Origin of the sequence: Actinoplanes auranticolor (genome assembly GCF_018332655.1) — a bacterium.
Classification (GTDB): domain Bacteria; phylum Actinomycetota; class Actinomycetes; order Mycobacteriales; family Micromonosporaceae; genus Actinoplanes; species Actinoplanes auranticolor.
Map to the genome: position 1 here is coordinate 119,261 of NZ_BOQL01000022.1, position 26,983 is coordinate 146,243.

A 26,983-nucleotide genomic window follows, 5' to 3' on the forward strand; every position below is an offset into this window, starting at 1 on the left:
GGGCCCGTCCGGAAACCGGTTCAGGTGCGGTGATGGCGCGCGCGTCGACCGGCTGTGGTTTTCCGCAGATGGAGTGTGCGGATTACCGCATTCCGCCGCCACATCGATCTTCATAGCGTGGAGCGCATGCTGCAGACGATGATGAACGTGCTGGTAGCGATGGCTGTCGCGGCGGGTGATCACAGCGTGGACCTCCGCCCTGACCTGGAGAACATCGTGAGCGGCGGCGGGGCGACCGCCGCCCTGGTCCGGATCTCCGACGGCGGCCGCACCTCGTCGGCCGTCGCGGGAGTGCGCGACATCGAACGCGGGGGCCGTCCGTCTCCCGACGGGCACTTCCGGATCGGAAGCGTCACCAAGACCTTCGTCGCCACCGTGGTGCTCCAGCTCGTGGACGAGAACAAGGTACGGCTGGACGACCCCATCGACCGGCACCTGCCCGGCCTGGTGCCGGGCGGCGAGCGGATCACGGTCCGCGCACTGCTCAACCACACCAGCCACCTGTACGACTACATGAGCGAGCCCGGATACTCGACCAACCGCTGGCGCGGCGACGCGCGGTTCCGCTCCTACCAGCCGCGCGAGTTGCTCGAAGTGGCCTTTGCCGAGAAGCTCCCCGAGGACGGGAAATGGCACTACTCCAACACCAACTACGTGGTGCTGGGGCTGCTCGTGGAAAGGCTGACCGGCAACCCTTACGGCGAGGAGGTCACCCGCCGCCTCCTGCGCCCGCTCAGGCTGCGCCACACGGTAGTGCCAGGTGACCGGTCCGGGATGCCGTCACCCCATGCCAGGGGGTACGAGCCGCTGCCCGCCCTGGTGGACGCGACCCGCATGAACCCCTCGCTGGACTGGGCCGCAGGAGAGATGATCTCGACGGCAGCCGACCTGGAGCACTTCCTGTCGGCACTACTCCGCGGTGAGCTGGTCAGCAGGGCCTCGTTGCAGGCGATGCGCACGACCGTCGAGACCGGAGCCGGGTTCGACTACGGGCTCGGGCTCCAGGCCTACCGGCTGCCGTGCGGCACCGTATGGGGGCACAGCGGCGAATTGATCGGCTACCTCACGTTCGCGTTCCGCTCGGACGCCGGCAAGTCTTTGACCCTGTCGATCAACCCTTCCCTCCGCAACCCGTCCACCGAGGAGATCATGGGGATCGCGGTCAAGGTGTTCTGCGGGACCGCGGGTCGGCAGAACCAATGATGGTCCGCGAGGAGAGACACATGACTACTTGGCAACGAGGCAGCTCCGAAGCGGTCCGGTCCTTGATCACCGGAATCCGGGACACTCGTTGGTCCTGGCAGGAGACCGACGTGGAGGAGTTGTGCCGGCGGATGGGCTGGGTGTTGCTCGAGGCCATCGACGGCAAGGGCGCCTTCGCCGACGCCGGCTTGGGTGTGCCCGGAGACGAGATCCGGATGCTGGCCGGTGACGGCCACATCAACGACATCAGCATCCAGATCACCCAGCTTGTCAGCGACAGCGGGGCCGACCGGGACCGCTTCATCCGCGACACGTTCGCCGACGCCGTCGACGCAGGGTTAGCGGTCCTGGGTGAACCGACAGATCGGCAGCACACGGAACCACCGACGGTGCGCTGGCGCCTGGAGGATTCCACCGTCCTGATCAGAAATCTCGAGTCCGCCGTAACGGTGACGTGGGCTAGCAACAGATTCCAGGACGACTGGGACCGGATCGCGGAGGCCCTGGAATGAGTGCGTCCTCGTGGGAGGAGCTGACCGGACGTCTACCGCGTCGCCGACCCGTCCGACATCCGCGTCGGTGGTGTCCGACGGGAAGGCGGGGCCGCGTCGACCAGGTAGAACGTCCAGTCCGACGACAGCCTCGGTTTTCCCGACGGGCACTGAGACCCGCTCAGGCCGGCCGGGCGCGCAGGCGGCGCAGCATACGGGCGTCCACGAAGCCGACCGCGTGGGCGGCTGCGTCGACGGTCGCGCCGTGCCCGATCAGATACTCGGCGCGCTCGACCCGCAGCAGCTGCTGGTAGCGCAGCGGCGTCCGGCCGGTCGCGGCCTCGAAGCGGCGGGTCAGCGTGCGCTCGCTGACCCCGGCCGAGCGGGCCAGCTCGGCCAGCGGCAGCGGCTCGGCGAAGCTCGCGTCGATCCGGTCCTGCACCCGGTGCACCGCGTCGCTGAGATGCGCGCGGTGCCGCAGCATCGCGCTCGCCTGCTGCTGGTCACCGTTGCGTCGAGCGTAGACCACCATCTGCCGGGCGATCTGCGCGGCGACCGCCGGGCCGTGCCGCACTGCTACCAAGTGCAACGCCAGGTCGATACCGCTGGCGATGCCGGCCGAGGTCACCACCCGGTCGTCGCAGACGTAGAGCACGTCGCGGACCACGGTCGCGGCCGGATAGCGCCGGGCCAGCTCGTCCTGCACGTCGTGGTGGGTCGTGCAGCGCCGGCCGTCCAGCAGGCCGGCCCGGCCCAGCGCATCGGCACCGGCACAGACGCTGGCCACCGTGCCGCCCGCCGCGTGGTGGGCGACGAGCCGGCCCAGCGTCTCCGGGCTGAGCTGCCCGGTGCCGGCTAGCTTCGCCGCGCGCCAGCCGGGCACCACGATCAGGTCGCCCGGGGTGAGCTCGGGCCAGGTCAGCTCGGCGCGCAGGGTGACACCCTGATGGGTCGGCACGTCGGGCTGCTCGGCGACGTGGACCAGCCGGTACGGGTGCCCGTGGTCCGCCGCTGTCGAGAAGACCTGGGCGGCCCCGGCGAGGTCCAGCAGGTGCAGCCGCGGCACGAGGACGAAGACCACCTGGCTCACGATCCGGTCAAACTCCCGGTCAGCTCGGCGACGGTACGGACGGTGGCGAAACGGCCGGCGAGCGCGTACTCCGTGCGGGTCACCACGTCCTCGGCGGCCAGCGTACGCGGGTCGGCCAGCAGTTCGGCGACGGTCTGGCCGGCCGGGGCTTCCCGGTGCGGGATCGGGAACGTCGCCGTGGCGTCCGTGACGAACGTGACGGCGTACCCCAGATCGGAGCCGACCCGCGCCGTGGTCTCGACGCACTGCTCGGTCCTGATCCCGCAGACCGTCAGGTCGCGGATCCCGCGCTCGGTGAGGACCTGTTGGAGATTGGTCGTGGTGAACGCGTTGTGCGAGGTCTTCGTGATGATCGGCTCCCCGGCCGCCGGCTCGAGCCCGGCCATCACCCGGACGTGCCCGCGCACCGGATCGAACTCGCCGCCGCTGCCCGGCTCGGCGTGCAGTACCCAGACGACGAGGTCGCCGGCGGCCCGGGCGGCGTCGACGAGGACACCGACCCGTTCCACGACAGCGGGGTTGGAGACGGCCTGCCAGAGCGGCCGGACCCGGAAGGACTCCTGGACGTCGATGACGACGAGCGCGTTGGTCATGCTGTCCATCCTGGTGGCCGGCGCGACGCCGGGCCAAGGCATCGACCGGACCCGGACCGGAACGATCCGGTCACGCGGGCCGGGCCGGCACCGGCGTGCTCCGGTAAGGTCGGAGGGCATGACAGGGCCTCTGACGGGCAGGACGGCAGTGGTGACGGGCGGTTCCCGGGGCATCGGCCGGGCGATCGTCGAACGGCTGGCGCGCGACGGCGCCACGGTTGTCTTCGGCTACCGCAGCCGCGACGACGAGGCCAAGGCGGTCGAGGACGCGGTTTCCGCGGCGCGCGGCTTCCGGGCCGACCTGGCCGAGCCCGGGGCGGTCCTCGAGCTGCTCGAATGCGCCGACCAGCTGGACATCCTGGTCGCCAACGCGGCGGCGAGCTTCGTCCCGGCGCCGATCGCCGACGTGACCGACGAGGAGTACGACCGGATCTTCGCGGTGAACGCCAAGGCGACCTTCCAGGCGATCCGGTACGCCGCCCGGCACATGCGCGACCACGGCCGCATCATCACGATCTCGACCCTGAACACGACGTCCCCCGCCCCGGGCGGCAGCCTCTACGTGGGCAGCAAGGGTGCGGTGGAGCAGTTCAGCGCGGTGGCGTCCCGGGAGCTGGGTGCCCGCGGCATCACGGTGAACACAGTCTCCCCGGGCGCCACGGACACCGAGCTGCTGCGGTCGACCAACAGCGCCGAGGCGCTCGAGATGGCGGCGGGGATGACCCCGCTGGGCCGGCTGGGTCAGCCGGCGGACATCGCCGACGTGGTGGCGTTCCTCGCGGGCCCGGACGGCCGCTGGATCACCGGCCAGAACATCCACGCCGGCGGTGGCCTGGCCTGAGCTGTCACCCGGCGAGCTGGGCGAGCAGTTCCGGCGAGGCTTGCCGGATGGTGTCGAGCCCGTCCGCCGTCTGCGCCAGCAGCCGGCGGCACCCGTCCCGCTCCACATAGATCTGTCCGGACCCCAGATGCAGCACGACGAACTCGCTCGCCGGGTCCGAGCATGCCGGTGCGGGCGCGGCGGCCTCGACCTCTTTCCGGGCGGCGGTCCACTGCTCGTCGCTGAGTTCGCGACCGGAGGCGAACTCACCGGCCGGCTTGCCGCTGCGCTGCTGATCGGCCGGGACGCGGTAGGCGCAGAGCCGCACCCGCACCGGGCCGTCGAAGCCTTCGGGGACGACGGCCGGCTCGCCGCTGGTGCCCCACTGCGCCGTCACCCAGACCATGTCCGCCCACTGCCGGGTACATCCGGCCGCGGCCGCCTGCGACGACCCGGTCTCCGGGGCCGGCCCGGGCGAGACCGGGGTGAGCCGCAGCCCGCCCAGGGCCTCGCGAACCTCGGACCGGACCTTGCCGCACCCGTCGTGCGGGAGGCCGGGACGCACCCAGCGGCCCTGCTCGTCGAGCAGGGCGAAGAACGGGGGAAGGTACAACTCGAGGCTGCAGGCGTCGCCGGACATCGGCTCGTCCGGCAGCCGCAGCGCGGCCACCAGCGCCGTCACGTCGTCAGCCCGGCTCTCCGTGGCGGCGACCTTCGCCCCGCCGCTGGGCGGGCGCAGCGTCGGCAAAGTGCACACCACCACCGCCACCGGCTGAAAACTGTCGTCGAGCGAGGGCAGACCCGCGAGGTCGCCACCGCCCGAGGCGGGCCCGGAGGACTCCGCGCCCGCGTCCGCGCAGGAACTCCAGGCCGGTTCGATCCGCAGTTTCCCGGACGGCTCCGCGCCACCTCCGGTCTGACCCGCACAAGCCGCGACGGCGCCGAGAAGCACCGCCGCGACCACAGAACCCACACCATGCCGACTCATCGCGCACCTCCGTGACGCGTCTCTGCCCTCCCCCTCCGACGGCGCCGGACCTACGGTGGTTCCGGCTACCGACACTTTCCGGGCACTGGGCAGTTGATCACGGTATGCGAAAGTTGTCGGTCTTCCTGACACTGGTCTGCGCTGTCGCCGGCGGCGCTGTCCCGACGGCGGCACCGGCGGCCGCCGTCGGTGCCCGCGCCCAAGCGGCTCCCTCGTTCAACGGCACGGTGTGGGCGATCGCGTTCCGCGGCGACGTCGTCTACGTCGGAGGGTCGTTCACCACAGTGACCTACCGGGGACGCAGCTTCGAGCGGCGGCGGATGGCGGCGCTCGATGCCCGTACCGGTGCGGTCCTGCGTTGGCAGCCGGCGGCGAACGGCACCGTCCGCGCCCTCGCGGTCGCCGGCTCGGCGGTCTACGCCGCCGGTGACTTCGACACCGTCTCCGGGCAGCGCCGGGACGCGGTCGCCCGGATCGACGCGTCGTCCGGCCGGCCCACCCGCTTCGCCCACCGCGTGACCGGCCAGGTGGCGACCCTCGCCATCGGCAACGGGCGGGTGTACGTCGGCGGCAGCTTCTCCAGCATCGACGGGGTCGCCCGGCGCAACGTCGCCGCCTTCTCGCACACCAGCGGCGCCCTCGACCGGTCGTGGCGGGCGAGCACCGGCGGCCGGGTCCGGTCGCTGGCGGTCACCCGCAGCCGGATCTACCTCGGCGGCGAGTTCCACCAGGTCAACGGCTCCCGCTCGGCGCGCCGGCTGGCCGCCGTCAGCCCGTCCACCGGCGCGCTGGTGCGCGGCTTCCGCCCGTTCGCGCCCGCGACCGTGATGGACGTGGCGGCCGACGCCCGCGGGGTCTACACGGCGACCGGCGGGGCGGGCGGCCGGGCCGTCGGATACTCGGGCTCAGGGGCGGTCCGCTGGACCCACCTCTTCGACGGCGACGTGCACACGATCGCGGTCATGGGCGGCGTCGCCTACGTCGGCGGGCACTTCGACCGGGCCTGCCGGCGGACCAGCACGGTGCGCCAGCTGGGCTGCCTCGGCGGCTACACGGCGCGGGTGAAACTGGCCGCGCTGGACGGCCGGGGGCGGCTGACCCGGTGGAACCCGCGGGCCAACGGCACGATCGGCACCCACGTGCTGGCCACCCACCCGCCGCGGCAGCGCATCGCCGCGGGTGGCGCCTTCACCCGGATCGGGGGTGCGGGGCGGGAACGCTTCGCCCTCTTCGGCTGACCGTCGCGGGCGCGGACCGGCTACCGCGCCACGTCGTCGGTGGCCGAGAGCAGCGCAGCGAGGTCCGCCCGGAACGGCAGGCCCTCGCAGTCGCCCGGGACGGTGACCGCGAACGCGCCCACCGCCACCGCCGTGGCCAACCGCTGCGCAGGCGCGGCCCCGGCGAGCCGGTCCGCCAGATATCCCGCCACGAACGCGTCCCCCGCCCCGACCGGGTCCACCACCGTCACGTCGAGCGCCTCGAGCGCGAACCGCTCCCCCGCGATCAGCCCGGTGCACCCGCGGGGACCGTCCTTGACGATCACCTCGCCGGGGCCGAGCGCGGCCAGCCCGTCGGCCACCGCCTCGTCCGCACCGAGCACCAGCGCCGCCTCGTCCGGTCCGCCGAAGACCACGTCCGCGCGGGACACCAGGTCGCGCAGGACCGGCGCGGCGTCGTACCGGGACCAGAGCTTGCCGCGGTAATTGATGTCGACCGACACCGTGACCCCGGCGGCGCGGGCCGTCTCGACCGACTGGAAGGTCGCGGCCCGGGCGGTGTCGCTCAGCGCCGGGGTGATGCCGGTGACGTGCAGGATCGCCGCCGACCGCAGGAGGTCGACGGGCACGTCGGCCGGGCCGAGCCGGGAGCCGGCGCTGCCCGCACGGTGGTAGTCGACGGTCGTCAGGGCGCCCGTGCGGCGGTGCCTGACCATCAGGCCGGTGTAGGCCTGATCGCGGATGGCCACGGTGTGCACGCCTTCGGCCCGCAGCCGGCGCTCGATCAGGTCGCCGGTCGCGTCCGGGCCGATCCGGCCCACCCAGGTGGCCCGGCCGCCGAGGCGGGAGACCCCGATCGCCACGTTGCTCTCCGCGCCGCCGATGCCGAAGCGGAAGCCGTGCGCGTGCTCCAGCAGGCCGACGCCCTCGGCGGCGACCAGGCCCATGGTCTCGCCCAGCGTGACCAGTCCGGCGCTCATGAGCGGGCGAACGCGACCGCGTCGACGGCCCGCCGGGCGCGCACCGCGAGCTGGGCCAGGCTGCCGCCGCTCGCCGCGTCGCCGATGAGCGGGCCACCGAGACCGACCGCCGCGGCGCCGGCGGTGAGCCAGGTGGCGATGTCGGCGATCTCGATGCCGCCGGTGGGCATGATCCGGACGCCGGGCAGCGGGCCGCGCAGGTCCTTGAGGAAGCGGGGGCCGACCGTGCCGGCCGGGAAGAGCTTGACCAGCGGCGCCCCGCCCCGGGCGGCGTTGAAGATCTCGGTCGGGGTGAACGCCCCCGGATAGACCGGCACCTCGAAGCCGTCGAGCGCGGGCACCCACACCGGGGACACCAGGAAGGCGGCGCCCGCGTCCACGGCCGCCTTGGCGTCGTCGAGGGTGAGCACGGTGCCGGCGCCCACCGCGACCGTGGCCGGCAGCCGGCGGCGCAGCCCGGCGATCGCCTCCAGCGCGCCGCGGGAGGTCAAGGTCACTTCGAGGGCGGTGATGCCGGCCTCGACCAGCACGTCACTGACCGCGGCGAAGGCATCAGCGGTGGGCGCGCGCAGCACGGCCACCACGCCGCTGCGGACCACTGCCTCGGTAACCGATTCGTCTGACATGGAGGCCTCCCCAGGATCCCGCCGATGCCTCCATACTCCCCGGCCGGGTGAAGATCAACCAGTGACGCGGGACTCCGCCGGCGCCGCGTCCCGCCGGATGTACGACCGCAGTCCCCGCGACGGCGGCTCCACCGGCGGCGGAGGCGGAGTGGCCTCGATGCCGAGCTCCTCGCGGACGGCCGCCTCGAACTGCTGCATGACCAGGGGCACGTGTCCGAGCATCTCCCGTACCGACTTCTCCGGGTCGACGCCGCGGGGCGGGGTGGGCTGCTCTGTGTACAGCTTCTCGATCAGCAGGTGCACCGCCAGCGCGGCGCTGCGGACCTGCCCCGACGCCAGCAACCGGACCTGCATGAGGGCGGGCCCGACAGCGTCGACGTAGGTGAACGGCCCGGGTGGGGGCTGACCGCTGTCCAGCGCGGCCCGTAACCGGTAGGTCGCCCGTTCGAACTCCGTCATCAGGGCTATGTAGGCCTCCTTGCGCTCGGCGTACCACCGTTTGGTGCGCTTGGCGCGGCTGCGGGCGTACTCGTCGCGGGCCGCCACGAGCAGGGTCACACCGGCCCCGGCCAGCGCGAACACGACGGCGACCAGGGGTAACGCCCACCAGGGGATCTCAGACACCCGCCAACGGTAGCGATGCCGGTCCGCCGGGTCCCGCCCGAGGCCCGGATCGTGACCTGGCGTCCGCCGGATCCGGCCGATGGGCCAGGTCGGCGTCGATCGCGGCCAGCGCCGCCTCGACCACCTGGCCGCTGGTCAGCACCGCGGCCCGGCGCCGGGCGGCCACGATCCCGGCCGGCCCCAGCCGCTCGGCGACGGCGGCCCGAGCCCGGCGCAGACGCGCGGCCTCGGCCGGATAGACCCGCGCCGGCGGCAGTGCCGCATCGACGAGCGCCGCGGTGTCGTCGGCACCGATCCGGGCGAGCAGCACGACCAGGTTGCGCAGCGCGGCCACCTGCAGAGTGTCGTTGCCCGCCTCGCGCCACAAAGTGAGCACCTCGCGGAAGCTCCGCAACGCGTCCGCCGGATCGGCGTGCCGCGACCGGATGGCGACGGCGGCGGCCATGGACGCGCCGACGAACAGCCGGCTGTCGACGCTGCGGGCCAGCGCGGCGGCCTCGTCGAGCAGGGCGACGGCCCGGGGCGGGTCGAGATCACCGAGCGCCTCGCCGAGCGCGTACCGGGCGATCGCGCGGGCGGTCGGATTGCCGGTCAGGTCGGCCACGTCCACCGCGGCCGCACCGAGCGCGACGGCCTGCTCCGGCTGGTCGGTCCAGGCGAGCACCAGCGCCTCGCAGGCCAGGCCGGAAGCACGCACTGCACCGTCGGCAGCCAGCGCGGTCATGGCCCGGTAGTGGGTCAGGGCGGCTTCGCCGTCGCAGGAGACCAGCGCGATGTCCCCGAGAACCTCCTGGGCGGCGGGGTGCGGCGGGGCCGCGGCGAGCAGCTCACGGGCGGCGGTCAGGTCTCCGCGCCCCCACGCGTGGGTCGCGGCAGCCGCCAGAGCGCCCGCCGAGCCCGTCGATGTGGCGGCGTAACCCCAGGCCAGCACCTCGTAGCGCTGGCCGTGGTAGCCGTACCGGTAGACGGCGGCGGCCAGCCGGGCGATCAGCGCGGGATCGTCGCGGGCGGTCTCGACCGCCTGCCGCAGGTCGGGCAGCAGGGCGTCGAGGTCACGCGCGGCCTCGGCCTCCCGCGGTCCGCGCAGCGCGAGATCGAGGACCTCCGTCGCCGCGACGACGGCCTCGGCGTGCCGCCGGTGCAGCTCGGCGGCGCCGGCCGCCGGATGCTGCCGGACGTAGGCCCGCACGGTCTCCAGCAGCCGGAAGCTCCCGGGCCCGGCCCGGCTCACCAGCGAGCGGTCGACCAGCGCGGCGAGCGCCCGGGCCACGTGCGAGCGCGGCAGCGTGGCGTCGGCGACGACGGCCTCGGCCAGGGCCACGGTGAACCGGCCCGCGAACACGCCGAGCCGCACCAGCATCCGCTGCTCGTCGTCGCCGAGCAGCCCGAACGACCAGTCGACCACCGAGCGCAGGGTGCGTTGCCGGGGCTCGCCGGTGCGCCGGCCCCGGACCAGCAGGTCGAGCCGGTCGTCGAGCCGGTCCCGCAGGTTGGCCACGCCGAGCGCCGGGGCCTGGGTGGCGGCCAGTTCGATGGCCAGCGGCAGCGCGTCGAGGGCCTCGACGACCGCGCCGACCGCTGCGGCCTGAGCGGGATCACCCAGGTCGACCGTGCCGTCGGCGCGGTCGGCGAACATCGCCGCGGCGGCGTCCGCGGAGAGCGGGGGGAGGACGAGAACGCGTTCGCCGTCGATCCGCAGCCGCTCCTGGCTGGTGACGATGATCCGGGCGCCGGGCGCGGCGGCGAGGACGGCCTCGACGACCTCGGCGGCGGGCGCGAGGACGTGCTCGCAGTTGTCCAGCACGAGCACGCTGCCGCTCCGGGATCGGCAGGCGGCGGCGATGGTTGCGACGACGTCGTCGTCGGGGGCCGGGCGGGCGCCCGTACCGGCGGCGACAGCCTGCAGGAAATCGTCCCGGCCGCGGACCGCCGCGGCATCGACCCAGGCGACGGCCAGCTCGCGGACCGCCTCCGCGACCAACCGGGTCTTGCCGACCCCGCCGGGGCCGGCGACAGTGACCAACCCGTCGCCGGCGAGCAACGCGGCCCGCTCCCCCTCGCGGCCGAGGAAGGACGAGACATACCGGGGTACGCCCACAGCCAGGTCCCGCCGCGACAAGGCGACCTCCGGACCGTCCCCGGGCCGTTGCGCCACCGCCGGGCTTGAGCCCGGGTCGGCCGCGGGTGCGGCGGGCCGGTGATCTCCGCGGGTCAGCTGGGCCTGCAGTTCGCGGACCGCGGGTGACGGGTCGAGTCCCAGGGCCTCCACCACGGCCTCGGCGTGGCCGCGCAGCACCGCTGTCGCCTCGGCCACCGGCAGCATCCGGGCCAGCACCAGCGCACCCCGTTCCCAGCACGGGTCGGCGGCGACCTCGGCCGCCAGCCGGCCGCTCCCGCCGCCCAGCTCGGCCCGGTCGGCCAGCGCCGTGCGGTGGGCCGCACCGAGCCGCGCCGCCCAGCCCGCCAGCGGCCCGGCCGGAAACTCGGGCAGCGCCGGCCCACGCCACAGAGCCAGCGCGCGGTCGAGCAGCTCGGCCCGCCCGGCCGGGTCGGTGCTGGATCGTGCCTCGCTCAGCAGTCGTTCGAAGCACAGGGCGTCCACCTGCTCCGGTGCCAGGACCAGGCGGTAGCCGGCCGGCTCGTGCCGGACGACGCCGTCCGGCAGCGCCGCGCGCAGCCGGGTCACGTGCGACTGCAGGCTGTTGCGGGCAGAGGGCGGCGGATCGTCCGGCCAGACGGTGTCGATCAGCCGGCCGATCGCGACGGGCCGCCCGGCGTGCAGGGCCAGGACGGCGAGCACAGTGCGTTGCCGTGCGCCGGCCACGACGCACGGTCCGTGCGGGCCGTCCACCTCGAACGGCCCGAGCACCCGCACCTGCATGCGATGACCCTAGGGCGGCCGGACCGCCCGGTGCCGTCGGATTTCCGGCAGCCGGGCCGCCGGTCAGCCCCGCAACCGGTAGAAACGCCAGAAATCGTGGGCGATGTCGAGCACCTCCGGCTGGGCGAAGCCGGCCTCCCGGGCCCAGCCGAGCAGCGTCGGCGCGCGCAGCACCGTCCCGTTGGCCACCGCCGGACCCTCGGCGCGGGTGGCGGGCAGGCAGTGCAGGACGCTGAAGGCGTACTGCAGGCGCTCGATCTCGCCGGCCGGCGCGGTGAACTCGTCGGCGACGCGTTCGTCGCCGATGAGGACGCTGCCCCCGTCGGCGAGGGCCGCGCGGGCGGCGGCCAGCACGCCGACCGGGTCGGCCATGTCGTGCAGCGCCTCGAAGATGGTCACCAGGTCCACGCCGGGGCCGGCCGGCACCGCCGCGTCACCCACCGTGAAACTCACCCGGTCGGCGACGCCCGCAGCCGCGGCGGTCCGGCGTGCCTCCGCGACGGAGGTCTCGTCCAGGTCCACCCCGCGTACGGTGATCGCCGGGTAGGCCAGGGCCAGCGCCACCGACGAATGTCCCAGCCCGCAGCCCAGGTCCAGCACCCGGGCGCCCGGCGTGGCCCGCAGCCGCCGGTCGATCTCCGGCACCGCCGGCAGCCATTCGCCGGTGAGCTGATGGGTGAACATGGGCCGGTTGAACGCGGCGATGCCGTGCCGAATGTGCCGGCCGTAGTCGGCGTAGCAGACGCCGGCCCCGGTCCGGAACGCCTCCGTGACGGCCGGGACCGTGAGGCCGAGCCCGAGCGCGAACTGTCCCGCCGTGCCCAGGTACGCCGGCCCGGTCTCGTCCAGTAGCACGGCGGCGACCTCCTCGCTCAGGGTGAACCGCCGTTCGTCGGGGTCATCCCCGTCGGTGGGAAATGCGGTCAGCAGTCCGGCGGCGGCCTGCTGTTCGAGCCATTCGCGGGCGTACCGGGCGTCGATGCCGGTTGTCCTGGCCAGTTCGGGTGCGGTGAGCCGGGTTCCGCGCAGGGCCGGGTAGAGGCCGAGTTCGCGGCCCAGCTCGACGGTGAACAGTTCGGCGGCGGCGGTCAGCGCGCCCAGCAGGCGTTCGGCGGTCTTCTCTGCGGTCGTCATGGGACCACCGTGGACCCGTCCGCGTGCGGTTCGCGTGCAGTCCGCGTGTGGCTCTTGACCTCAACCCGGCTTGAGCTTGCAAGGTGGCCCGATGAGAGCAGCGGTGTTCGACCGGTACGGCCCGCCCGAGGTGTTGCGGGTGGCCGAGCTGCCCGATCCGGTGCCGGGTCCGGGCGAGGCGCGGGTCCGGGTACGCGCGGCCGGAGTGCAGCCCTTCGACGTCGGCGTGCGTGAGGGGTGGATGAGACCGGGGCCGGGGCACTTCCCGCATCAGGTCGGCCAGGAGTTCTCGGGGGTGGTCGACCTGCTCGGCGAGGGTGTCACCGGCCCCGTCCCGGGCACGGCGGTGCTGGGTTCCACGATGATGAACGGTCAGGCGACCCACGTCGTCGTACCGGCGGCGAACCTGGTCGTGAAGCCGCCGCAGCTGTCCTTCCCGGCCGCCGCGGCGCTGGTGGCGGCCGGGCAGACCGCCTCCGGGGCGCTGGCCCAGCTGGAGGTCACCGCGGGCGACGTGCTGCTGGTGCACGGCGCGGCGGGTTCGGTGGGCACGCTGGCGGTGCAGCTGGCCCGGCTGGCCGGCGCCACCGTGGTCGGGACGGCCGGCCCGGCCAACCACGACTATCTGCGGGAGCTGGGTGCCGTTCCGGTCGCGTACGGCGACGGCCTGGTCGAGGCGGTCCGTGCGGTCGCGCCCGGCCCAGTGACGGTGGCCCTGGACGCGGCCGGGCGCGGGGCCGTCGCCGCGTCGGTGGCCCTCGGCGTGCCCCGGGAGCGAATCGGCACGATCGCCGACGACAAGGACGCCGCCGAGTTCGGCACCCCGGTGGTGCGGGCGCCCCGTTCCCCCGTACGGCTGGCCGAGGTGATCGCGCTGGCTGCCCGTGGGGTGCTGACGATGCCGCTGCGGGCGTACCCGCTGGCCCAGGTCGCCGCGGCGCACGCGGCCGTGCAGGCCGGGCACGGCCGCGGCAAAGTGGTGCTCATCGTCGAGCCGGAACAGCCCTGAGCGGACCGGTCACGTCAGCGGCGCGCCGGCGGCGGCCTCCTCCTCCTGGGCCCGGCGCTCGTCGCCGCTCAGCGTGTGCAGCGGCTTCTCCTTGATGAACAGGACGGCGATCACGGCCAGGGCGGCGATCGGGGCGCCGATCAGGAACAGCCGGGCCGTGGCCTCGCCGTAGACGTCGCGGACGACGGCCAGGACCTCCGGTGGAAGGGTGGCCAGGTCGGGCACCTTGGCCGTGCCGCCCGTCTCGGCGGGGCCGAGACGCTCGGCCAGCATCGAGGTCACCCGCGACGCCAGCACCGCGCCCAGCGCGCTCACCCCGATCGCGCCGCCCATGCTGCGGAAGAACGTCAGCGCGGAGGTGGTCGCCCCCAGCTCCTGAGCCGGTACGTCGTTCTGCGCCGCGAGCACCAGGTTCTGCATCAGCATGCCGACGCCGACCCCGAGCACCACCATGGACAGCGCGAGCATCGGCACGCTGGTGTGCGCGTCGATCGTGCTCAGCAGCACCATGCCGGCGGTCATCACCACCGCCCCCGCGACCAGGTACGCCTTCCACCGGCCGTACCTGGTGATCAGCTGGCCGGCCACGGTGGACGACACCAGCAGCCCGAAGATGAGCGGCAGGCTCATCAGGCCGGCGACCGTCGGGGATTTGCCGAGTGAGATCTGGAAGTACTGCGACAGGAACACCGTCCCGCCGAACATGGCCAGGCCGACCAGCACGCTGGCGACGATCGCCAGAGACACCGTGCGGTTGCCGAAGATGCTCAGCGGGATGATCGGCTCCTTGGCCCGCGATTCGACGCGGACGGCGAGGGCGAGCAGCAGCAGTCCGGCCGCGACGAAGAGCGCGGTCGGCCATGAGCCCCAGGCGAAGTGGTTGCCGGCCAGGGTGGACCAGATCAGCAGGTCGCACACGCCCGCGGTGATCAGGGTCGCGCCGAGCCAGTCGATCGAGACCGGTCGGCGCGGCGTCGGGGGCAGGTGCAGCGTCTTCTGCAGCAGCCCGATCGCGGCCAGCGAGAACGGCACGCCGATCAGGAAGCACCAGCGCCAGCCCAGCCACGAGGTGTCCACCAGCAGCCCGCCGATCAGCGGCCCGGCGATGGTCGCGACGCCGAACACCGCGCCGAACAGCCCCGAGTAGCGGCCCAGCTCACGCGGCGGGATCATCGCGGCCATCACGATCATGGCGAGTGCGCCCATCCCGCCCGCGCCGACGCCCTGCACGACCCGGCTGACGATGAGGATGCCGACGTCGGGGGTGAGCCCGGCGATCAGTGAGCCCGCGACGAACAGGCCCAGGGAGAGCTGGATCAGCAGTTTCTTGCTGTAGAGGTCGGCCATCTTGCCCCACAGCGGCACGGTCGCCGTCATGGCCAGCAGTTCGGTGGTGACGATCCAGGTGTAGACGGACTGCGAGCCGCCCAGGTCGGCGATGATCCGCGGCAGGGCGTTGGACACGACCGTGGAGGCGAGGATGGACACGAACAGGCCGAGCATGAGGCCGGACAGCGCCTGGACGACCTCCCGGTGCGACATCCTGGCGGCGGGCGGGGTGGTGGCCGGCGTCATCGATCTCCCTCGGTGGTGGTGAGAACGGCGAGTTGCTGGGTGGCGCGGGTCATCGCGACGTAGCGGTCGACCGCGCCCTCGATCCCCCGGCCGAACGTCTCCGGGTCGATCAGGACGACCAGGTCGAACTCGAGTCCCTTGGACAGCTCGGGGGTCAGCGACCGGACCCGGGGTGTGGCCGGGACGGTGCTGCCGTCGGCGCTGATCACGCAGGCGATGCCCTCGGCGTGCGTGGCGAGCCAACTGTCCAGGATGGACCTCAGCTCGGCCGCGGATCCGTGGTGGACGGGAACGCCGCTGCTGCGGATGGAGGCCGGCACGTTGGCGTCGGGCAGCGCGGCCCGGATGACCGGCTCGGCCTCCGCCATGACCTCCTCCGGCGTCCGGTAGTTGATGGTCAGCGAGGACATGGTGATCCGGTCGAGCCCGATCCGGTCGAGCCGTTCCGGCCAGGACTCGGTGAAGCCGTGCCGGGCCTGGGCCCGGTCCCCGACGATGGTCAGGCTGCGGGACGGGCAGCGCTGCAGCAGCATCTGCCACTCCGCGTCGGTCAGTTCCTGGGCCTCGTCCACGACGATGTGCGCGAACGGGCCGGCCAGCCGGTCGGGCTCGGCGCCGGGCACCGCGGTCTCGTCGACCAGGGCGTCCTGCAGGTCGAGCTGGCGCAGGCTGGACAGCACCCCTTCCCCGTCGTCGTAGCTGTGGGCGTGGATCAGCTCGTCGACGACGGCGGACATACGCTCGCGTTCGACGGCGAGGGTGGCGTCGTGCCGGCGGCTGCGCCGGGACGCTTCCGGGTCGCCGAGCCGCCGCCGGGCCGCGTCCAGCAGCGGCAGGTCGGACACCGTCCAGGCCGGCCCCGCGTTCCGCCGCAGCTTGCGGAGCTCGTCCGGGCCGAGCCAGGGAGCGCACTTGCGCAGGTACGCGGGCACCGCCCACAGGTCCGCGACGAGGTCGGCCGCCTCGAGCACCGGCCACGCCCGGCTGAAGGTGGTGACCAGTTCCCGGTTCTGCCCCAGCGACCGGCGGACGAAGTTCTCCGGTTCGTCGCCGTCGTACTTCTCCACCAGGATCGTGAGCAGTTCCTCCCAGATCTCGTCCCGGGCCTCGTTGTGCGGCGTACCGGGTCCGGGCGCCTCGAACGCCTCGGCCCAGTCGGCCGCGCTCAGCCGGATGTCGGCCTCGCCGGTGGAGACCGTCATGGGGGCGGTCGGCGGTTCCTCGTAGAACCTGACGGCTGCCTCGATCGCGCCTACCAGCTCGGCCGAGGACTTGAGGCGGGCCACCTCCGGGTCGGCTTCGGGTCCGGCCGCGGCACCCTCGGCGACGAGGTCGCGCAGGGTGCAGATCTGCACCTCCTCCTCGCCCAGGCTGGGCAGGACGTCGCCGACGTAGGCCAGGTAGGGCTGGTGCGGGCCGATGAACAGCACGCCACCGCTGCGGTTACCGAGACGGGGATCGGAGTAGAGCAGGTACGCCGTGCGGTGCAGGGCGACGACGGTCTTTCCCGTACCGGGACCGCCGTCGACGACGAGAGCGCCGCCGGACCCGGCGCGGATGATGGCGTCCTGGTCGGCCTGGATGGTGCCGAGCACGTCGCGCATCCGGTCCGACCGGTTGCCGCCCAGGCTGGCGATGAACGCGGACTGGTCGTCGAGCGCGGCATGCCCCTCGAACCCGTCCGGGGTGAACACCTCGTCCCAGTAGTCGCTGATCCGGCCGCGGGTCCAGCGGTAGCGGCGGCGGCTGGCCAGACCCATCGGGTTGGCGTGGGTCGCCCCGAAGAACGGCTCGGCCGCCGGTGACCGCCAGTCCAGCAACAGCCGCCGGCCGGCGCTGTCGGTGAGGCCGAACCGCCCGACGTACACCGGCTCGGCGTCGTCGGCGCTGACCATGCGGCCGAGACACAGGTCCATCCCGAAACGGCGCAGGGCCCGCAGGCGGGCGGTCAGCCGCCGTACCTCCGTGTCGCGGTCCACCGCCTGCCGGCCCTTGCCCGCGGGCGCCCGGCGCTCGGTCTCCAGGCGGTCGGACAGGTCGGCGATGGACTCCCGCAAGCTCTCCGCGATGGCCGCGAAGTGCCGCTCGTCGGCGGCGATCAGTTTCGGGTCGGCCTTCGGTGCCAGCCGGCCGGGAAGATCGAAGGCGCTGGTCGCCAGGGGATTCATTCACACCTCGATTGCGCAGATTCCGGTCTCGGCGGACGATTCTGCGGCATGGACGGGGTCTTGCCACAAGCCCCGGGGTGCGATATACGTTAGAAGTGGCGGAGAGTGGGTTCTCCTCTCGCGCCCCCTTCCATCGAGCTCAGGCGACAGCCGGGCGGTGGATCCAGCTCTCCAGGTTCGCGGGCAGTTCCGCCTTGCCGTAGAGCCAGCCCTGGGCCAGATCGCAGCCCTGCTCACGCAGCCAGTCGCGCTGCAGCTCGGTCTCCACACCCTCGGCCACCACGCGCAGGTTCATCGCCCGGGTCATGGCCAGCACCGCGCGCACGATGGGCTCGTTGGCGCCGTCCTCACCGACCCGGCTGACGAACGAACGGTCGATCTTGACGATGCCGACCGGCAGCCGGTTCAGGTAGCTCAGCGAGGAGTAGCCGGTGCCGAAGTCGTCGATGCACAGGGTCACGCCGAGGCCGCGCAACTGGTTGAGGGTGATCAGCGCGGCGTCGATGTCCTCCATCACGCCCGACTCGGTGATCTCCAGCCACAGCTGCTCCGGCGCCAGCCCGCTGTCGGCCAGCACGTCGTGCACCACGCTGACCAGCGCACCGTCGCGCAGCTGGCGGACCGAGACGTTGACCGAGACGTGCAGCTGCCGGGCGCCGGGGCCACGCTCGGCGGTCCAGGCGGCGAGCTGGTCCGCGGATTCGCGCAGCAGCCAGGCTCCGCTCTGCACGATCAGGCCGGTCTCCTCGGCCACCGGGATGAAGTCGACCGGCGAGACCGCGCCGAGCGTCGGGTGCTGCCAGCGCATCAGCGCCTCGAAGCCGTCCAGCTCGCCGGTCGCCAGGTCCACGATCGGCTGGTAGTGCACGGAGAGCTCGCCACGCGGCAGGGCCCGGCGCAGCGCCTGCTCCAGGTTCATCCGGTCCCGGACCTCGTCGCGCAGGGACGTGTCGAACAGCGCGTACGCGTTGCGCCCGCTGCCCTTGGCCTTGTACATGGCGGTGTCGGCGTCGCGGATCAGTTCGAGCGCCTGTGCCCCGCCCAGCGACTTGGCCACCCCGATCGACGCGGAGATCACCACGTTGCCCACGGAGAGCTCGAACGGGCGGGTGAACTCGGCCAGCACCCGGTCGGCCAGCGACTCGGCCAGCGCGGAGTGCGACGGGCTGGCCGACGCGATCACGAACTCGTCCCCGCCGATCCGGCAGACCAGGTCGGCCCCGCGGATCTGCGCGCTCAACCGGCCGGCGACCGCGCACAGCAGTTCGTCGCCGACCTGGTGACCCCAGTGGTCGTTGACCATCTTGAAGCGGTCCAGGTCGATGAAGAGCAGGCTGATCTCCTGCTGCTCGGCGGCGGCCCGGTCGCCCCACTGCGCGATCGTCTCGGCCAGCAGCTCCCGGTTGGGCAGGTCGGTGAGGGCGTCATGGGTGGCCCGGCGGCGGGTGGCCCGTTCGGCGCGGGCCCGGGAGTTGTTGGACCGCACGACCCGGCCGAACACGGCCAGGATGAGCAGGACGCACAGGACCGACCGGACCACGCCGTTGAGGGTGGAGCCGGCGGGCACGATGGTGGTGATGATCGTCGGCACGACCACCAGCAGCGCGATCAGCCCGGTCCGGAGCTTGCTGAGGTCAGTGACGACCACGCGTTGCGGCTCGGTCAGCGTGCGCATGGACGGGTGCAGGCCGGCCGCCCCGACCAGCAGGAACGTCGCCATGAAGAGCACGTCGACGGCATGCTGCGGCACGTCGGCCAGGGCACCGTCGCGCAGCATGAACAGGAAGTCGCCGACGAACATGGTCGCGGACGCCGACAGCAGCAGCCACAGCGACGGCTGGCGGGCACCGCCGGAGATCGCCAGCTGCGCAGCCAGCACCACCAGCACGACGTCGATGATCGGGAAGAACGAGTTGGCGATGCGCAGCGGGGTCAGATCGGTCTGCGCCATCGACGGCACGATCAGGTACGTCCAGCACATGAACGCCGCGGCCAGCCCGACCAGCAGCGCGTCCACCCGGGCCGGGTCGTCGTCGGCGGCCCGGCGGCGGCGCAGCATGTCGGCGAAGCCGTAGCCCATCAGCAGGTAGCCGGGCAGCACGAAGGCGTCCGGGATGAGGGCCATCGAGGTCGGCGGGGAGGCGCCGGCGCCGGGCACGACCACCCGCAGCACGATGCCGGCGAAGAACATCCAGGCGGACCAGAGCAGCAGTCGCCACGGCTTGCGGTGCGCGGGGACGGCGATGCGGCGGACTGCGTACGTCGTCGCCCACAGCCCGCCGATGATCGCGGTCAGCATCAGCGGCAGCTGCCACGACGCCGGCCCGGCCGCGAACAGGGTGATGGCCAGGGCTGCCGCGGCGATGTACGACCAGGCCAGCACGGCGCTGCGCCGGGGCAGCACGGGATAGGCCTCGGTCGGCGCGTCCACGTCGCCGCCGGCTCGGACGGGCGCCAGCACGGAGGTCACGTCCTACCTTCGGCAGAACGGTGCGACGCATTAACGAACCCCGTGCCCGGCACCCGGAACAGGGTGACCGGTGTCACGGGAATCGGCAACCCCACACATGAGAGCCGCATACGTTTCATCCTGATCTGGCCTGGTCCGAAGCCTTTCGCGGGGGGAAACGCGTGGAGAACAAGACCCAGAGACGAGTCATGGCCGCCGTTGCCGGCACGGCGCTGGCGCTGAGCGCAGCGGTGACCGTACTGGCCGCCGGAGGTGGTGCGGCGGCTCGTCCGGAGGCGGTGAGCACGCCTGCCACCGGGCCCACTCTGCAGACGATCGACCTGACCTCGGTGACCGGATCATCGGTGACCGGACGCAGTGCAGCCGCCGGTGCCCGGGCCGTCGCGCCGCGTACCACCGGGCGGTTCAGCATGGTCGGGGTCACCTGGAGCGACCCGCGCCGCAAGCTCGGCGGCGTGGTCGAGATCCGTACCCGGCGGGCGGCCGACGGCGCCTGGACCGGCTGGCAGCAGCTCGAGTCCGACGGCGCGTCGCCGGCCGAGCCCGGCTCGGGCGACGCCCGGGCGGCCCGGGGCAGCACCGACCCGCTCTGGGTCGGCGAGTCGGACGGGGTGCAGGCGCGGATCGCCGATGCCGGCCGGGCCCGCCCGCTGCCGGCCGGCTTGCGGATGGACCTGATCAACCCCGGTGACCCCGGTACGCCGGCTCCGCGGCCCACCGCCCCGGCGGCCGATGCGCTGCCGGCGCCGGCCGGGCGGGCCCGCGCCGACGTCACCGTGCCGCCACGACCGGCGCCGGCGGTGTTCAGCCGGACCCGGTGGGGCGCCAACGAGAAGATCGTGCGGGGCGCCCCCGAATACTCCCCCGACGTGCAGGTGGTCTTCGTACACCACACGGCCGGGACCAACAACTACAGCTGCGCCCAGTCGCCGGCGATCATCCGGAGCATCCAGGCGTACCACGTGAAGAGCAACAACTGGGACGACATCGGCTACAACTTCCTGGTCGACAAGTGCGGAACCCTGTTCGAGGGCCGCGCGGGCGGCTTCTCGCGTCCGGTGCTGGGCGCACACACGCTCGGTTTCAACGCCCGCAGCAGCGCCATCGCGGTGCTGGGCAACTACTCCGGCGTCGGTGTCCCGGCGCCGGTGAAGCGGGTGATCGCGCAGGTCGCGGCGTACAAGCTCGGGGCGTACGGCAACCCGCCGAGCGGCCGGGTCGCGATGACCTCCAGCGGCAGCGACCGCTACGCCAGGGGCAGCACCGCGATGCTGAACCGGGTCTCCGGGCACCGCGACACCGGCAAGACCGAATGCCCCGGCAACACCCTGTACGCGCAGCTCGGCTCCATCCGCAGCCTCGCCGGCGCCGCACCGAGCGGCCTCGCGGTGACCAAGGTGAACGGCGCCACGAAGGTCGGCGCCACCTACTACACCCGGGGCACGATCCGGCCGTTCTGGCAGGTCAGCACCCCGACGAGCATGCTGTACCGGTTCGACGTGTTCGTCGACGACGTGCTCACCGCGTCGGCACCGCGCGGTGACCGGGAGCAGCTGCTGACCCTGAGCCCGGGCCGGCACACTCTCCGCGTCCGCGCGGTCGGCCTGAACGGTATGACGACGGTCACCAGCGTGGCCGTACTGGTGGACCAGACCCTGCCCGAGTTCACCAGCGGGCCGAGCGTGTCCCTGCGGACCGGGTCGCTCAACGGGATCGTGCCCGTGCGGGTGCGCTGGGGCGTCACGGACGCGGGCGGCCTGGGCAGCCTGGCCCTGACCGCCCCGGCACCGGTCAAGCTGACCACCACCACGACGGTCTGGGCCGGCAGCGTGAAGCCCCAGGCCGAGACCTCGTACGGGCTGCGCGCCACGGACCGGGCCGGGAACGCGCGCTCGGTGGCTGTGCAACGCACCGCATCCGTCATCGCGGAGACGGCCGGCGAGCGGACCGGGACCTGGAGCACGGTGACCGGGACGGCGTACCTGGGCGGCCGGGCCCTGCGCAGCACGACCGCGGAGTCCGCGCTGAGCTGGACCTTCACCGGCCGGTCGGCCGCTCTGGCGGTCTCCCGCACCGCGGTGTCCGGCCGGGTGCAGATCTTCGTCGACGATGCGCCGGCCGGGATCATCGACCTGCGCTCGCCCGACACGCTGCACCGGCGCGCGGTGTGGACGCGGGCCTGGCCCGACAGCGCGCAGCACACGGTCCGGATCGTCGTCGAGGGCACCGCAGGGCGCCCCGGCGTGATCGCCGACGGGCTGGTCTACCTGCGGTGACCGCCACCCTGCGGGTCGGGCCGGTCGGCGAGCTGCTGATCGAGCACGACCCGCAGGGACCGCATGGCGAAGTAGAGCCGCGACTTGAGCGTCTCGACCGGGACGCCCCGGGCCGCGGCCGCGTCCTCCAGGGAGACACCCTGGTAGAAGAGCTCGACGAGCACGTCGCGGTGGGCCGCGGCGAGGTCGTCCATGGCCCGGACGATGGTCGTGCCGGCCCGTGGGGCCGGCGGCAGCTCCGGCGACTGCCGGTCGTCGTGGCCGGCCATCCGGGCACCGTCGCGCATGATCGTCCGCGCGGTCAGCACGAGCCACGGGCGTACGGCCGAGGCCCGTTGCGGATAGCGCGACGGGTCCTGGGCGGCGCGGTAGAGCGTCTCCTTGAGGAGACTCTCGGCGGCCGCCTCGTCGCCGCCGGTCAGCCGCAGCACGTACGTCTCCAGCGCCTCCCGGTGCGGTTCCACCAGGCTGTCGAACGCCGAGCCGGCGCGCTGCTGCGCGGTGCGGGCGGCGGCACTGCCCGGCGTCGGGACGAACAGATCCGCGTGCAGCGGAGGCTTACGAGGCCGGTCGGCCGCGTGGCGGCCCATGGGTGCCCCTCTCTGATGCGGTGATCGACCTCCATGCTGGGCCGCCGGACCGCCCGCGGACACGGGAGAAGTACCCACGATCAGGTATTCGGGTACGGATCAGGTAGTTCCCCCGTGTCCGCGCGCCGCGCCCAGGTGAACTGTTGGTCGCTGGAGGACCGACATGTTGTGCGTGCACGTGCCGCCCTGTCCCGGGGCGACCCAGACCGACCACGAGGCCGCGCGGGTGGTCGCCACCCATCCTGAGCAGGGGTGGAGCCTGCTCTGCAACGGTGTGGTGACCTTCGACGACAACGGTGAGCTGCTCCCCGACGGCCGCGTCACCGCGCCGCGGGTCTGCGCCGGGCTCGCCCTCGCGACGCGACCCGAGGCGTCCGTGGGCATCCACGCGGCGGCAACCGGAGGTCACACCCACTAACGTGCTCCTATGAGCACCGCCACGACCGCGCGTGGTTCCCCCGGCAACCTGCCCGCCGAGGTGACCAGTTTCGTCGGGCGGCGGCACGAGCTGACCGGGGTCCGGCGGATGCTGGCCACCAGCCGGCTGGTGACCCTGACGGGTGCCGGCGGCGTCGGCAAGACCCGGCTGGCCCAGCGCATCGGGCTGGACATGCGGCGGGCGTTCGCCGACGGCGTGTGGCTGGTCGAGCTGGCCGAGCTGCGCGATCCGGACCTGGTCGCGGTCACGGTGGCCGAGGCCCTGGGGGTACGCGAGGAGTCCGTCAGTTCCGGCGCCCCCGGACTGGTCACGTTCCTGGCCGACCAGCAGGCGCTGCTGATCCTGGACAACTGCGAACACCTGGTCGGCGCCTGCGCGGATCTCGCCGAGACCCTGCTGCGCAGCTGCCCCGGGCTGCGCATCCTGGTGACCAGCCGGCAGGCCCTGCGGATCGCGGGCGAGGCCACGCTGACCGTGCACCCGCTCTCGGTGCCCGACGCGGACGAGGACTGCACCCCGGCCGACCTGTCCCGCTACGAGTCGGCCAGCCTGCTGGTCGAACGGGCGACCGCGGTGCTGCCCGGCTTCGCCGTCACGGAGGCGAACTGCGCCACCATCAGCGCCCTGTGCCAGGCGCTGGAGGGCATGCCACTGGCGATCGAGCTGGCCGTGGCCCGGCTGCGGGTACTGACGCTGGACCAGATCCTGGACCGCCTGACGGACCGGTACAAGCTGCTCACCTCCGGTGCCCGCAACGCGCCGGCCCGCCAGCAGACCCTGCGGGCCCTGATCGACTGGAGCTGGGACCTCTGCTCCGAGCCGGAGCGGCTGCTCTGGTCCCGCCTGTCGGTCTTCTCCGGCGGCCTGGAGCTCGACGCCGCCGAGTACGTCGGCGCGGACGAGAAACTGCCGGCCGACGCCATCCTGGACGTGGTCGCGTCGCTGGTGGAGAAGTCGATCATCGTCCGGACCGGGGACGGCCCGCGCGCCCGCTACAAGATGCTCGAGGTGATCCGCGAGTACGGCGCCGCCCGCCTGGTCGCCGCCGGTGAGCAGGCCGGGGTGGCGCGCCGGCACTGCGACTGGTTCGCCCGGCTGGCCGCGTACGGCGACACCCACTGGGTGAGTCCCGACCAGGCCGCGCTGATGCTGCGGTTGCGCCACGAGCAGGCCAACCTGCGGGTGGCCCTGGAGTACGCGGTCACCGCGGCGGCACCCGGGACCGCCCTGCGCTTCGCGGCCGACCTGCAGAACCACTGGTTCGTCCGCGGTTTCCTCTCCGAGGGCCGGCACTGGCTGGACCGGGCGCTGGCCATGCCCGCGCCGCGGCACTGGACCCGGGTCAAGGCGCTGCGGGTGGCGGGCTGGATCGCCTGCGTGCAGAGCGACCCGTCGCGCGCGGAGACCCTGCTGACCGAAGCCCGGTCGCTGGCGATGACCCTGCCGCCGTCGCCGGAGCTGGCGTTCATCCCGCTGATCGAGGGCAACATCGCCATGTTCGGCGGCGACCACGCCAAGGCGCTGCCGCTGTTCGAGCAGGCTCTGACCCGGTTCCGGGAGCTGGGCTCGCTCAGCGGCGAGATGTGGACGCTGGCGGTGCTGGGACTGGCCCGCGGCCTGGCCGACGACGACCCGACCGACGGCTACCCGGACCTGCTGGCGTGCCGGGACCTGGCGGCGGCCAACGGTGAGGTGTGGTGGCGCTCGTTCGCGATGTGGGCGCTCAGTGTGCTGCGCTGGATGGCGGGTGATCTGGCGGGCGCGGCCGAGGCGGCGAAGGAGAGCCTCGCGGTCGGCAAGCTGGTCGAGGACGAGCAGTTCAGCGTGGGCCTGTCGCTGGAGAGCCTGGGCTGGGTGTGCGCGACTGAGCAGCGCGACCAGCGCGCGGCCGTGCTGCTGGGCGCGGCCGAGCGGGTGTGGCAGGCGATGCACGCCTCGCTGGCGTCGTTCCACGGCCTGCAGGACCACCACGACGAGGCGGTCGCCACGATCCGGGCGCGGCTCGGCGACCGGGCGTTCGACGCGGCGTTCCGGCGCGGGAGCGAACTGAGCACGGCCGAGGCGCTGACCATGGCGCTGGAGCGCCCGGCCGCTCCCGAAGTCCCGGCACCGCGCGCGGCCGCGGCCGAGCCGGCGGCCACGGCGGACACCCGGCTGGCCGAGCTGGGGCTGACCCGGCGGGAACGCGAGGTCATCACGCTGATCGCGCAGGGGCTGAGCAACCGGGAGATCGCGGCCCGGCTGGTGGTGGCCCAGCGTACGGCGGAGGGTCACGTGGAGAACATCCTGAGCAAGCTCGGCTTCACGTCGCGGGCGCAAGTGGCCGGCTGGTTGGCGGCGCAACGCGATACCTGACAGAGGGTGTCAGGTACCTGGGGCAGGATCGGTGGCGTCGGCGACGATCAGCGCCGCCCGTACCCGAAAGGCTCCCGCCATGCCTGGTTTCGCCTCCCTCGCCATGCTCAACCTGGACGCCGCGGATCCCGCCGGCCTGGCGGCGTTCTACTCGCAGGTGCTGGGCTGGGAGGTCCTGCACAGCGAGGCCGAGTACGCCATGATCGGCGACGGCTCCACCAGCATCGGCTTCGGCCGGCTGCCGGGCTACTCCGCGCCCGGCTGGCCCCAGGAGGCCGCCCCGAAGCGCTTCCACCTGGACTTCTACGTCGAGGACCTGGACAAGGCCGAGGAACAGGCGCTGGCCCTGGGCGCCACCAAGCCGGACGAACAGCCGAACCCGGACCGCTGGCGCGTGCTGCTCGACCCGGGCGGCCACCCGTTCGACATCTGCCTGCGCTCCTGACGGCCTCGGCCGGACGTCCCGCTCGCGGCCTGACATCATCGCCGGATGCCGACCGACCTCCGGGCTCTCGTCGCCGCCCTGAGCCCGCACGACGATCTCGCCGCCGCCCACCGGGCCGACGCGCTGGCCTGGCTGGCCGGCACGGACGACGTGTACCGCCGGGTCAAGCCCGCCACACCGCCGAAGCACCTGGTGTCCTACGTGGTGCCGACGGACCCGGCGACCGGTGACGTGCTGCTGGTGGATCACCGCAACGCGTTGTTGTGGCTGCCGCCGGGCGGCCACGTCGAGCCGGGTGAGCATCCGGCGCTGACGGCCGCCCGCGAGCTGGACGAGGAGCTCGGCTGCACCGGCGCGGCGGCCGAGCCGATCTTCCTGACCGTGACCCGGACGGTCGGGGTGGACGCGGGACATACGGACGTGAGCCTGTGGTACCCGGCCGCGGTGGGCCGCGACGAGCAGCTGCGGGTGGACGAGCGGGAGTTCGCCGGAGCGCGGTGGTGGTCCCGGGCGGAGCTGGCGGCGGCTGACCCGGCTCGTTTCGAGCCGCATCTCGGCCGCTACCTCGCCGCCCGGGACCGGACCTGAGCTCACTCAGGCGAAGTAGACCGCACTGTCGGCTCCGGTCCATCCGGAACCGATCTCCACCGGGCTGCCCCAGCGGACCGTCAGATCACCGTTGATGCCGTTGTTGTAGTACGCCGACAACTTCCCGTCGTCCTTACGAATCACCTCGGCAAAACCATCACCCGAGATGTCGGCGAAGTACACCGCACCGTCGGCGCCGGTCCACCCCTGACCGATCTCCACCGGATTACCCCAGCGAACCGTCAGATCACCATTGATGCCGTTGTTGTAGTACGCCGACAACTTCCCGCCATCCTTACGAATCACCTCCGCAAAACCATCACCGGAAATGTCGGCGAAGTACACCGCACCATCCGCGCCGGTCCACCCCTGACCGATCTCCACCGGATTACCCCAGCGAACCGTCAGATCACCGTTGATG

22 protein-coding genes and 1 pseudogene are annotated in these 26,983 nt (G+C 73.2%); 10 read left to right on the plus strand and 13 right to left on the minus strand.

What is annotated here, in order from left to right; all coding sequences use genetic code 11:
* Positions 1 to 126 precede the first annotated feature (126 nt).
* Both Aau02nite_RS14110 and Aau02nite_RS14115 read left to right on the plus strand, forming a co-directional pair.
* The gene (locus Aau02nite_RS14110; RefSeq protein WP_212988854.1) at positions 127 to 1,203 is read left to right on the plus strand and encodes a serine hydrolase domain-containing protein; all 1,077 of its coding nucleotides are present in this window, start codon (positions 127 to 129) and stop codon (positions 1,201 to 1,203) included.
* Between the two features lie 20 nt (positions 1,204 to 1,223).
* Positions 1,224 to 1,715, plus strand: a complete 492-nt coding sequence (locus tag Aau02nite_RS14115; protein ID WP_212988855.1) for a DUF6301 family protein — start codon at positions 1,224 to 1,226, stop codon at positions 1,713 to 1,715.
* A gap of 160 nt (positions 1,716 to 1,875) precedes the next feature.
* Here the strand turns inward: Aau02nite_RS14115 and Aau02nite_RS14120 are convergent, their stop codons facing one another.
* The gene (locus Aau02nite_RS14120) at positions 1,876 to 2,784 is read right to left on the minus strand and encodes a GlxA family transcriptional regulator (protein ID WP_212988856.1); all 909 of its coding nucleotides are present in this window, start codon (positions 2,782 to 2,784) and stop codon (positions 1,876 to 1,878) included.
* Positions 2,781 to 3,377: a cysteine hydrolase family protein gene (locus Aau02nite_RS14125; protein ID WP_212988857.1), complete on the minus strand. Its 597-nt coding sequence runs from the start codon at positions 3,375 to 3,377 to the stop codon at positions 2,781 to 2,783. The genes Aau02nite_RS14120 and Aau02nite_RS14125 overlap by 4 nt, the downstream gene beginning before the upstream one ends.
* Before the next feature lie 118 nt (positions 3,378 to 3,495).
* On the opposite strand from Aau02nite_RS14125, the gene Aau02nite_RS14130 reads away from it, so the two are divergent.
* Positions 3,496 to 4,218 (plus strand): SDR family oxidoreductase, encoded by a 723-nt coding sequence (locus Aau02nite_RS14130; protein WP_212988858.1) that lies wholly within the window; start codon positions 3,496 to 3,498, stop codon positions 4,216 to 4,218.
* A 4-nt stretch (positions 4,219 to 4,222) separates the two neighbouring features.
* On the opposite strand, the gene Aau02nite_RS14135 is transcribed toward Aau02nite_RS14130, so the two are convergent.
* On the minus strand, positions 4,223 to 5,185 hold the full coding sequence (locus Aau02nite_RS14135) for a hypothetical protein (protein ID WP_212988859.1): 963 nt from the start codon (positions 5,183 to 5,185) through the stop codon (positions 4,223 to 4,225).
* Between the two features lie 104 nt (positions 5,186 to 5,289).
* Between Aau02nite_RS14135 and Aau02nite_RS14140 the strand changes: the two genes are divergently transcribed.
* Entirely contained in the window at positions 5,290 to 6,423 is a 1,134-nt protein-coding gene (locus tag Aau02nite_RS14140; protein ID WP_212988860.1) for a PQQ-binding-like beta-propeller repeat protein, read from the plus strand.
* 20 nt (positions 6,424 to 6,443) lie between these two features.
* On the opposite strand, the gene Aau02nite_RS14145 is transcribed toward Aau02nite_RS14140, so the two are convergent.
* From Aau02nite_RS14145 to Aau02nite_RS14165, 5 genes are all read right to left on the minus strand, one after another.
* Positions 6,444 to 7,382: a sugar kinase gene (locus Aau02nite_RS14145; RefSeq protein WP_212988861.1), complete on the minus strand. Its 939-nt coding sequence runs from the start codon at positions 7,380 to 7,382 to the stop codon at positions 6,444 to 6,446.
* Positions 7,379 to 8,008 carry a bifunctional 4-hydroxy-2-oxoglutarate aldolase/2-dehydro-3-deoxy-phosphogluconate aldolase gene (locus tag Aau02nite_RS14150; RefSeq protein ID WP_212988862.1) on the minus strand — a complete coding sequence of 210 codons (630 nt, stop codon included), beginning with the start codon at positions 8,006 to 8,008 and terminating at the stop codon, positions 7,379 to 7,381. The genes Aau02nite_RS14145 and Aau02nite_RS14150 overlap by 4 nt, the downstream gene beginning before the upstream one ends.
* Before the next feature lie 54 nt (positions 8,009 to 8,062).
* Positions 8,063 to 8,632 (minus strand): hypothetical protein, encoded by a 570-nt coding sequence (locus Aau02nite_RS14155; protein WP_212988863.1) that lies wholly within the window; start codon positions 8,630 to 8,632, stop codon positions 8,063 to 8,065.
* Positions 8,625 to 11,513: an AfsR/SARP family transcriptional regulator gene (locus Aau02nite_RS14160; protein ID WP_212988864.1), complete on the minus strand. Its 2,889-nt coding sequence runs from the start codon at positions 11,511 to 11,513 to the stop codon at positions 8,625 to 8,627. Before Aau02nite_RS14160 ends, Aau02nite_RS14155 begins: the two co-directional genes overlap by 8 nt.
* A 63-nt stretch (positions 11,514 to 11,576) precedes the next feature.
* Positions 11,577 to 12,647 (minus strand): class I SAM-dependent methyltransferase, encoded by a 1,071-nt coding sequence (locus tag Aau02nite_RS14165; RefSeq protein WP_212988865.1) that lies wholly within the window; start codon positions 12,645 to 12,647, stop codon positions 11,577 to 11,579.
* A gap of 91 nt (positions 12,648 to 12,738) precedes the next feature.
* Between Aau02nite_RS14165 and Aau02nite_RS14170 the strand changes: the two genes are divergently transcribed.
* Positions 12,739 to 13,656, plus strand: a complete 918-nt coding sequence (locus Aau02nite_RS14170) for an NADP-dependent oxidoreductase (RefSeq protein ID WP_212988866.1) — start codon at positions 12,739 to 12,741, stop codon at positions 13,654 to 13,656.
* 9 nt (positions 13,657 to 13,665) lie between these two features.
* Here Aau02nite_RS14170 and Aau02nite_RS14175 read toward each other — a convergent pair whose 3' ends face one another.
* The 3 genes from Aau02nite_RS14175 to Aau02nite_RS14185 form a co-directional block, all read right to left on the minus strand.
* On the minus strand, positions 13,666 to 15,231 hold the full coding sequence (locus Aau02nite_RS14175; RefSeq protein WP_212988867.1) for an MDR family MFS transporter: 1,566 nt from the start codon (positions 15,229 to 15,231) through the stop codon (positions 13,666 to 13,668).
* Positions 15,228 to 17,399, minus strand: a complete 2,172-nt coding sequence (gene helR / locus Aau02nite_RS14180) for an RNA polymerase recycling motor ATPase HelR (protein WP_212988868.1) — start codon at positions 17,397 to 17,399, stop codon at positions 15,228 to 15,230. Before helR ends, Aau02nite_RS14175 begins: the two co-directional genes overlap by 4 nt.
* 139 nt (positions 17,400 to 17,538) lie before the next feature.
* Entirely contained in the window at positions 17,539 to 19,869 is a 2,331-nt protein-coding gene (locus Aau02nite_RS14185) for a putative bifunctional diguanylate cyclase/phosphodiesterase (RefSeq protein WP_246595129.1), read from the minus strand.
* Between the two features lie 188 nt (positions 19,870 to 20,057).
* On the opposite strand from Aau02nite_RS14185, the gene Aau02nite_RS14190 reads away from it, so the two are divergent.
* Positions 20,058 to 22,145 (plus strand): peptidoglycan recognition protein family protein, encoded by a 2,088-nt coding sequence (locus Aau02nite_RS14190; protein ID WP_212988869.1) that lies wholly within the window; start codon positions 20,058 to 20,060, stop codon positions 22,143 to 22,145.
* On the opposite strand, the gene Aau02nite_RS14195 is transcribed toward Aau02nite_RS14190, so the two are convergent.
* Positions 22,133 to 22,735 carry a sigma factor-like helix-turn-helix DNA-binding protein gene (locus tag Aau02nite_RS14195; RefSeq protein ID WP_212988870.1) on the minus strand — a complete coding sequence of 201 codons (603 nt, stop codon included), beginning with the start codon at positions 22,733 to 22,735 and terminating at the stop codon, positions 22,133 to 22,135. The genes Aau02nite_RS14190 and Aau02nite_RS14195 overlap by 13 nt on opposite strands.
* A gap of 166 nt (positions 22,736 to 22,901) precedes the next feature.
* Here Aau02nite_RS14195 and Aau02nite_RS14200 point away from each other — a divergent pair, with 166 nt between their 5' ends.
* From Aau02nite_RS14200 to Aau02nite_RS14215, 4 genes are all read left to right on the plus strand, one after another.
* Positions 22,902 to 23,153, plus strand: a complete 252-nt coding sequence (locus Aau02nite_RS14200) for a DUF5999 family protein (RefSeq protein ID WP_281420983.1) — start codon at positions 22,902 to 22,904, stop codon at positions 23,151 to 23,153.
* Between the two features lie 9 nt (positions 23,154 to 23,162).
* Entirely contained in the window at positions 23,163 to 25,529 is a 2,367-nt protein-coding gene (locus tag Aau02nite_RS14205; protein ID WP_212988871.1) for an ATP-binding protein, read from the plus strand.
* Between the two features lie 79 nt (positions 25,530 to 25,608).
* The gene (locus Aau02nite_RS14210; protein ID WP_212988872.1) at positions 25,609 to 25,974 is read left to right on the plus strand and encodes a VOC family protein; all 366 of its coding nucleotides are present in this window, start codon (positions 25,609 to 25,611) and stop codon (positions 25,972 to 25,974) included.
* Positions 25,975 to 26,019: 45 nt separating this feature from the next.
* Positions 26,020 to 26,562 (plus strand): NUDIX domain-containing protein, encoded by a 543-nt coding sequence (locus tag Aau02nite_RS14215; protein ID WP_212988873.1) that lies wholly within the window; start codon positions 26,020 to 26,022, stop codon positions 26,560 to 26,562.
* Between the two features lie 6 nt (positions 26,563 to 26,568).
* Here Aau02nite_RS14215 and Aau02nite_RS14220 read toward each other — a convergent pair.
* A pseudogene (locus Aau02nite_RS14220) lies at positions 26,569 to 26,983 on the minus strand (hypothetical protein); the annotation flags it as partial.

Coding starts and splice junctions, on each gene's coding strand:
- Aau02nite_RS14110 (WP_212988854.1), top strand. CDS start 127: ATGCTGCAGACGATGATGAACGTGCTGGTAGCGATGGCTGTCGCGGCG.
- Aau02nite_RS14115 (WP_212988855.1), top strand. CDS start 1,224: ATGACTACTTGGCAACGAGGCAGCTCCGAAGCGGTCCGGTCCTTGATC.
- Aau02nite_RS14125 (WP_212988857.1), bottom strand. CDS start 3,377: ATGACCAACGCGCTCGTCGTCATCGACGTCCAGGAGTCCTTCCGGGTC.
- Aau02nite_RS14130 (WP_212988858.1), top strand. CDS start 3,496: ATGACAGGGCCTCTGACGGGCAGGACGGCAGTGGTGACGGGCGGTTCC.
- Aau02nite_RS14135 (WP_212988859.1), bottom strand. CDS start 5,185: ATGAGTCGGCATGGTGTGGGTTCTGTGGTCGCGGCGGTGCTTCTCGGC.
- Aau02nite_RS14140 (WP_212988860.1), top strand. CDS start 5,290: ATGCGAAAGTTGTCGGTCTTCCTGACACTGGTCTGCGCTGTCGCCGGC.
- Aau02nite_RS14145 (WP_212988861.1), bottom strand. CDS start 7,382: ATGAGCGCCGGACTGGTCACGCTGGGCGAGACCATGGGCCTGGTCGCC.
- Aau02nite_RS14150 (WP_212988862.1), bottom strand. CDS start 8,008: ATGTCAGACGAATCGGTTACCGAGGCAGTGGTCCGCAGCGGCGTGGTG.
- Aau02nite_RS14160 (WP_212988864.1), bottom strand. CDS start 11,513: ATGCAGGTGCGGGTGCTCGGGCCGTTCGAGGTGGACGGCCCGCACGGA.
- Aau02nite_RS14165 (WP_212988865.1), bottom strand. CDS start 12,647: ATGACGACCGCAGAGAAGACCGCCGAACGCCTGCTGGGCGCGCTGACC.
- Aau02nite_RS14170 (WP_212988866.1), top strand. CDS start 12,739: ATGAGAGCAGCGGTGTTCGACCGGTACGGCCCGCCCGAGGTGTTGCGG.
- Aau02nite_RS14175 (WP_212988867.1), bottom strand. CDS start 15,231: ATGACGCCGGCCACCACCCCGCCCGCCGCCAGGATGTCGCACCGGGAG.
- helR (WP_212988868.1), bottom strand. CDS start 17,399: ATGAATCCCCTGGCGACCAGCGCCTTCGATCTTCCCGGCCGGCTGGCA.
- Aau02nite_RS14190 (WP_212988869.1), top strand. CDS start 20,058: ATGGCCGCCGTTGCCGGCACGGCGCTGGCGCTGAGCGCAGCGGTGACC.
- Aau02nite_RS14195 (WP_212988870.1), bottom strand. CDS start 22,735: ATGGGCCGCCACGCGGCCGACCGGCCTCGTAAGCCTCCGCTGCACGCG.
- Aau02nite_RS14205 (WP_212988871.1), top strand. CDS start 23,163: ATGAGCACCGCCACGACCGCGCGTGGTTCCCCCGGCAACCTGCCCGCC.
- Aau02nite_RS14210 (WP_212988872.1), top strand. CDS start 25,609: ATGCCTGGTTTCGCCTCCCTCGCCATGCTCAACCTGGACGCCGCGGAT.
- Aau02nite_RS14215 (WP_212988873.1), top strand. CDS start 26,020: ATGCCGACCGACCTCCGGGCTCTCGTCGCCGCCCTGAGCCCGCACGAC.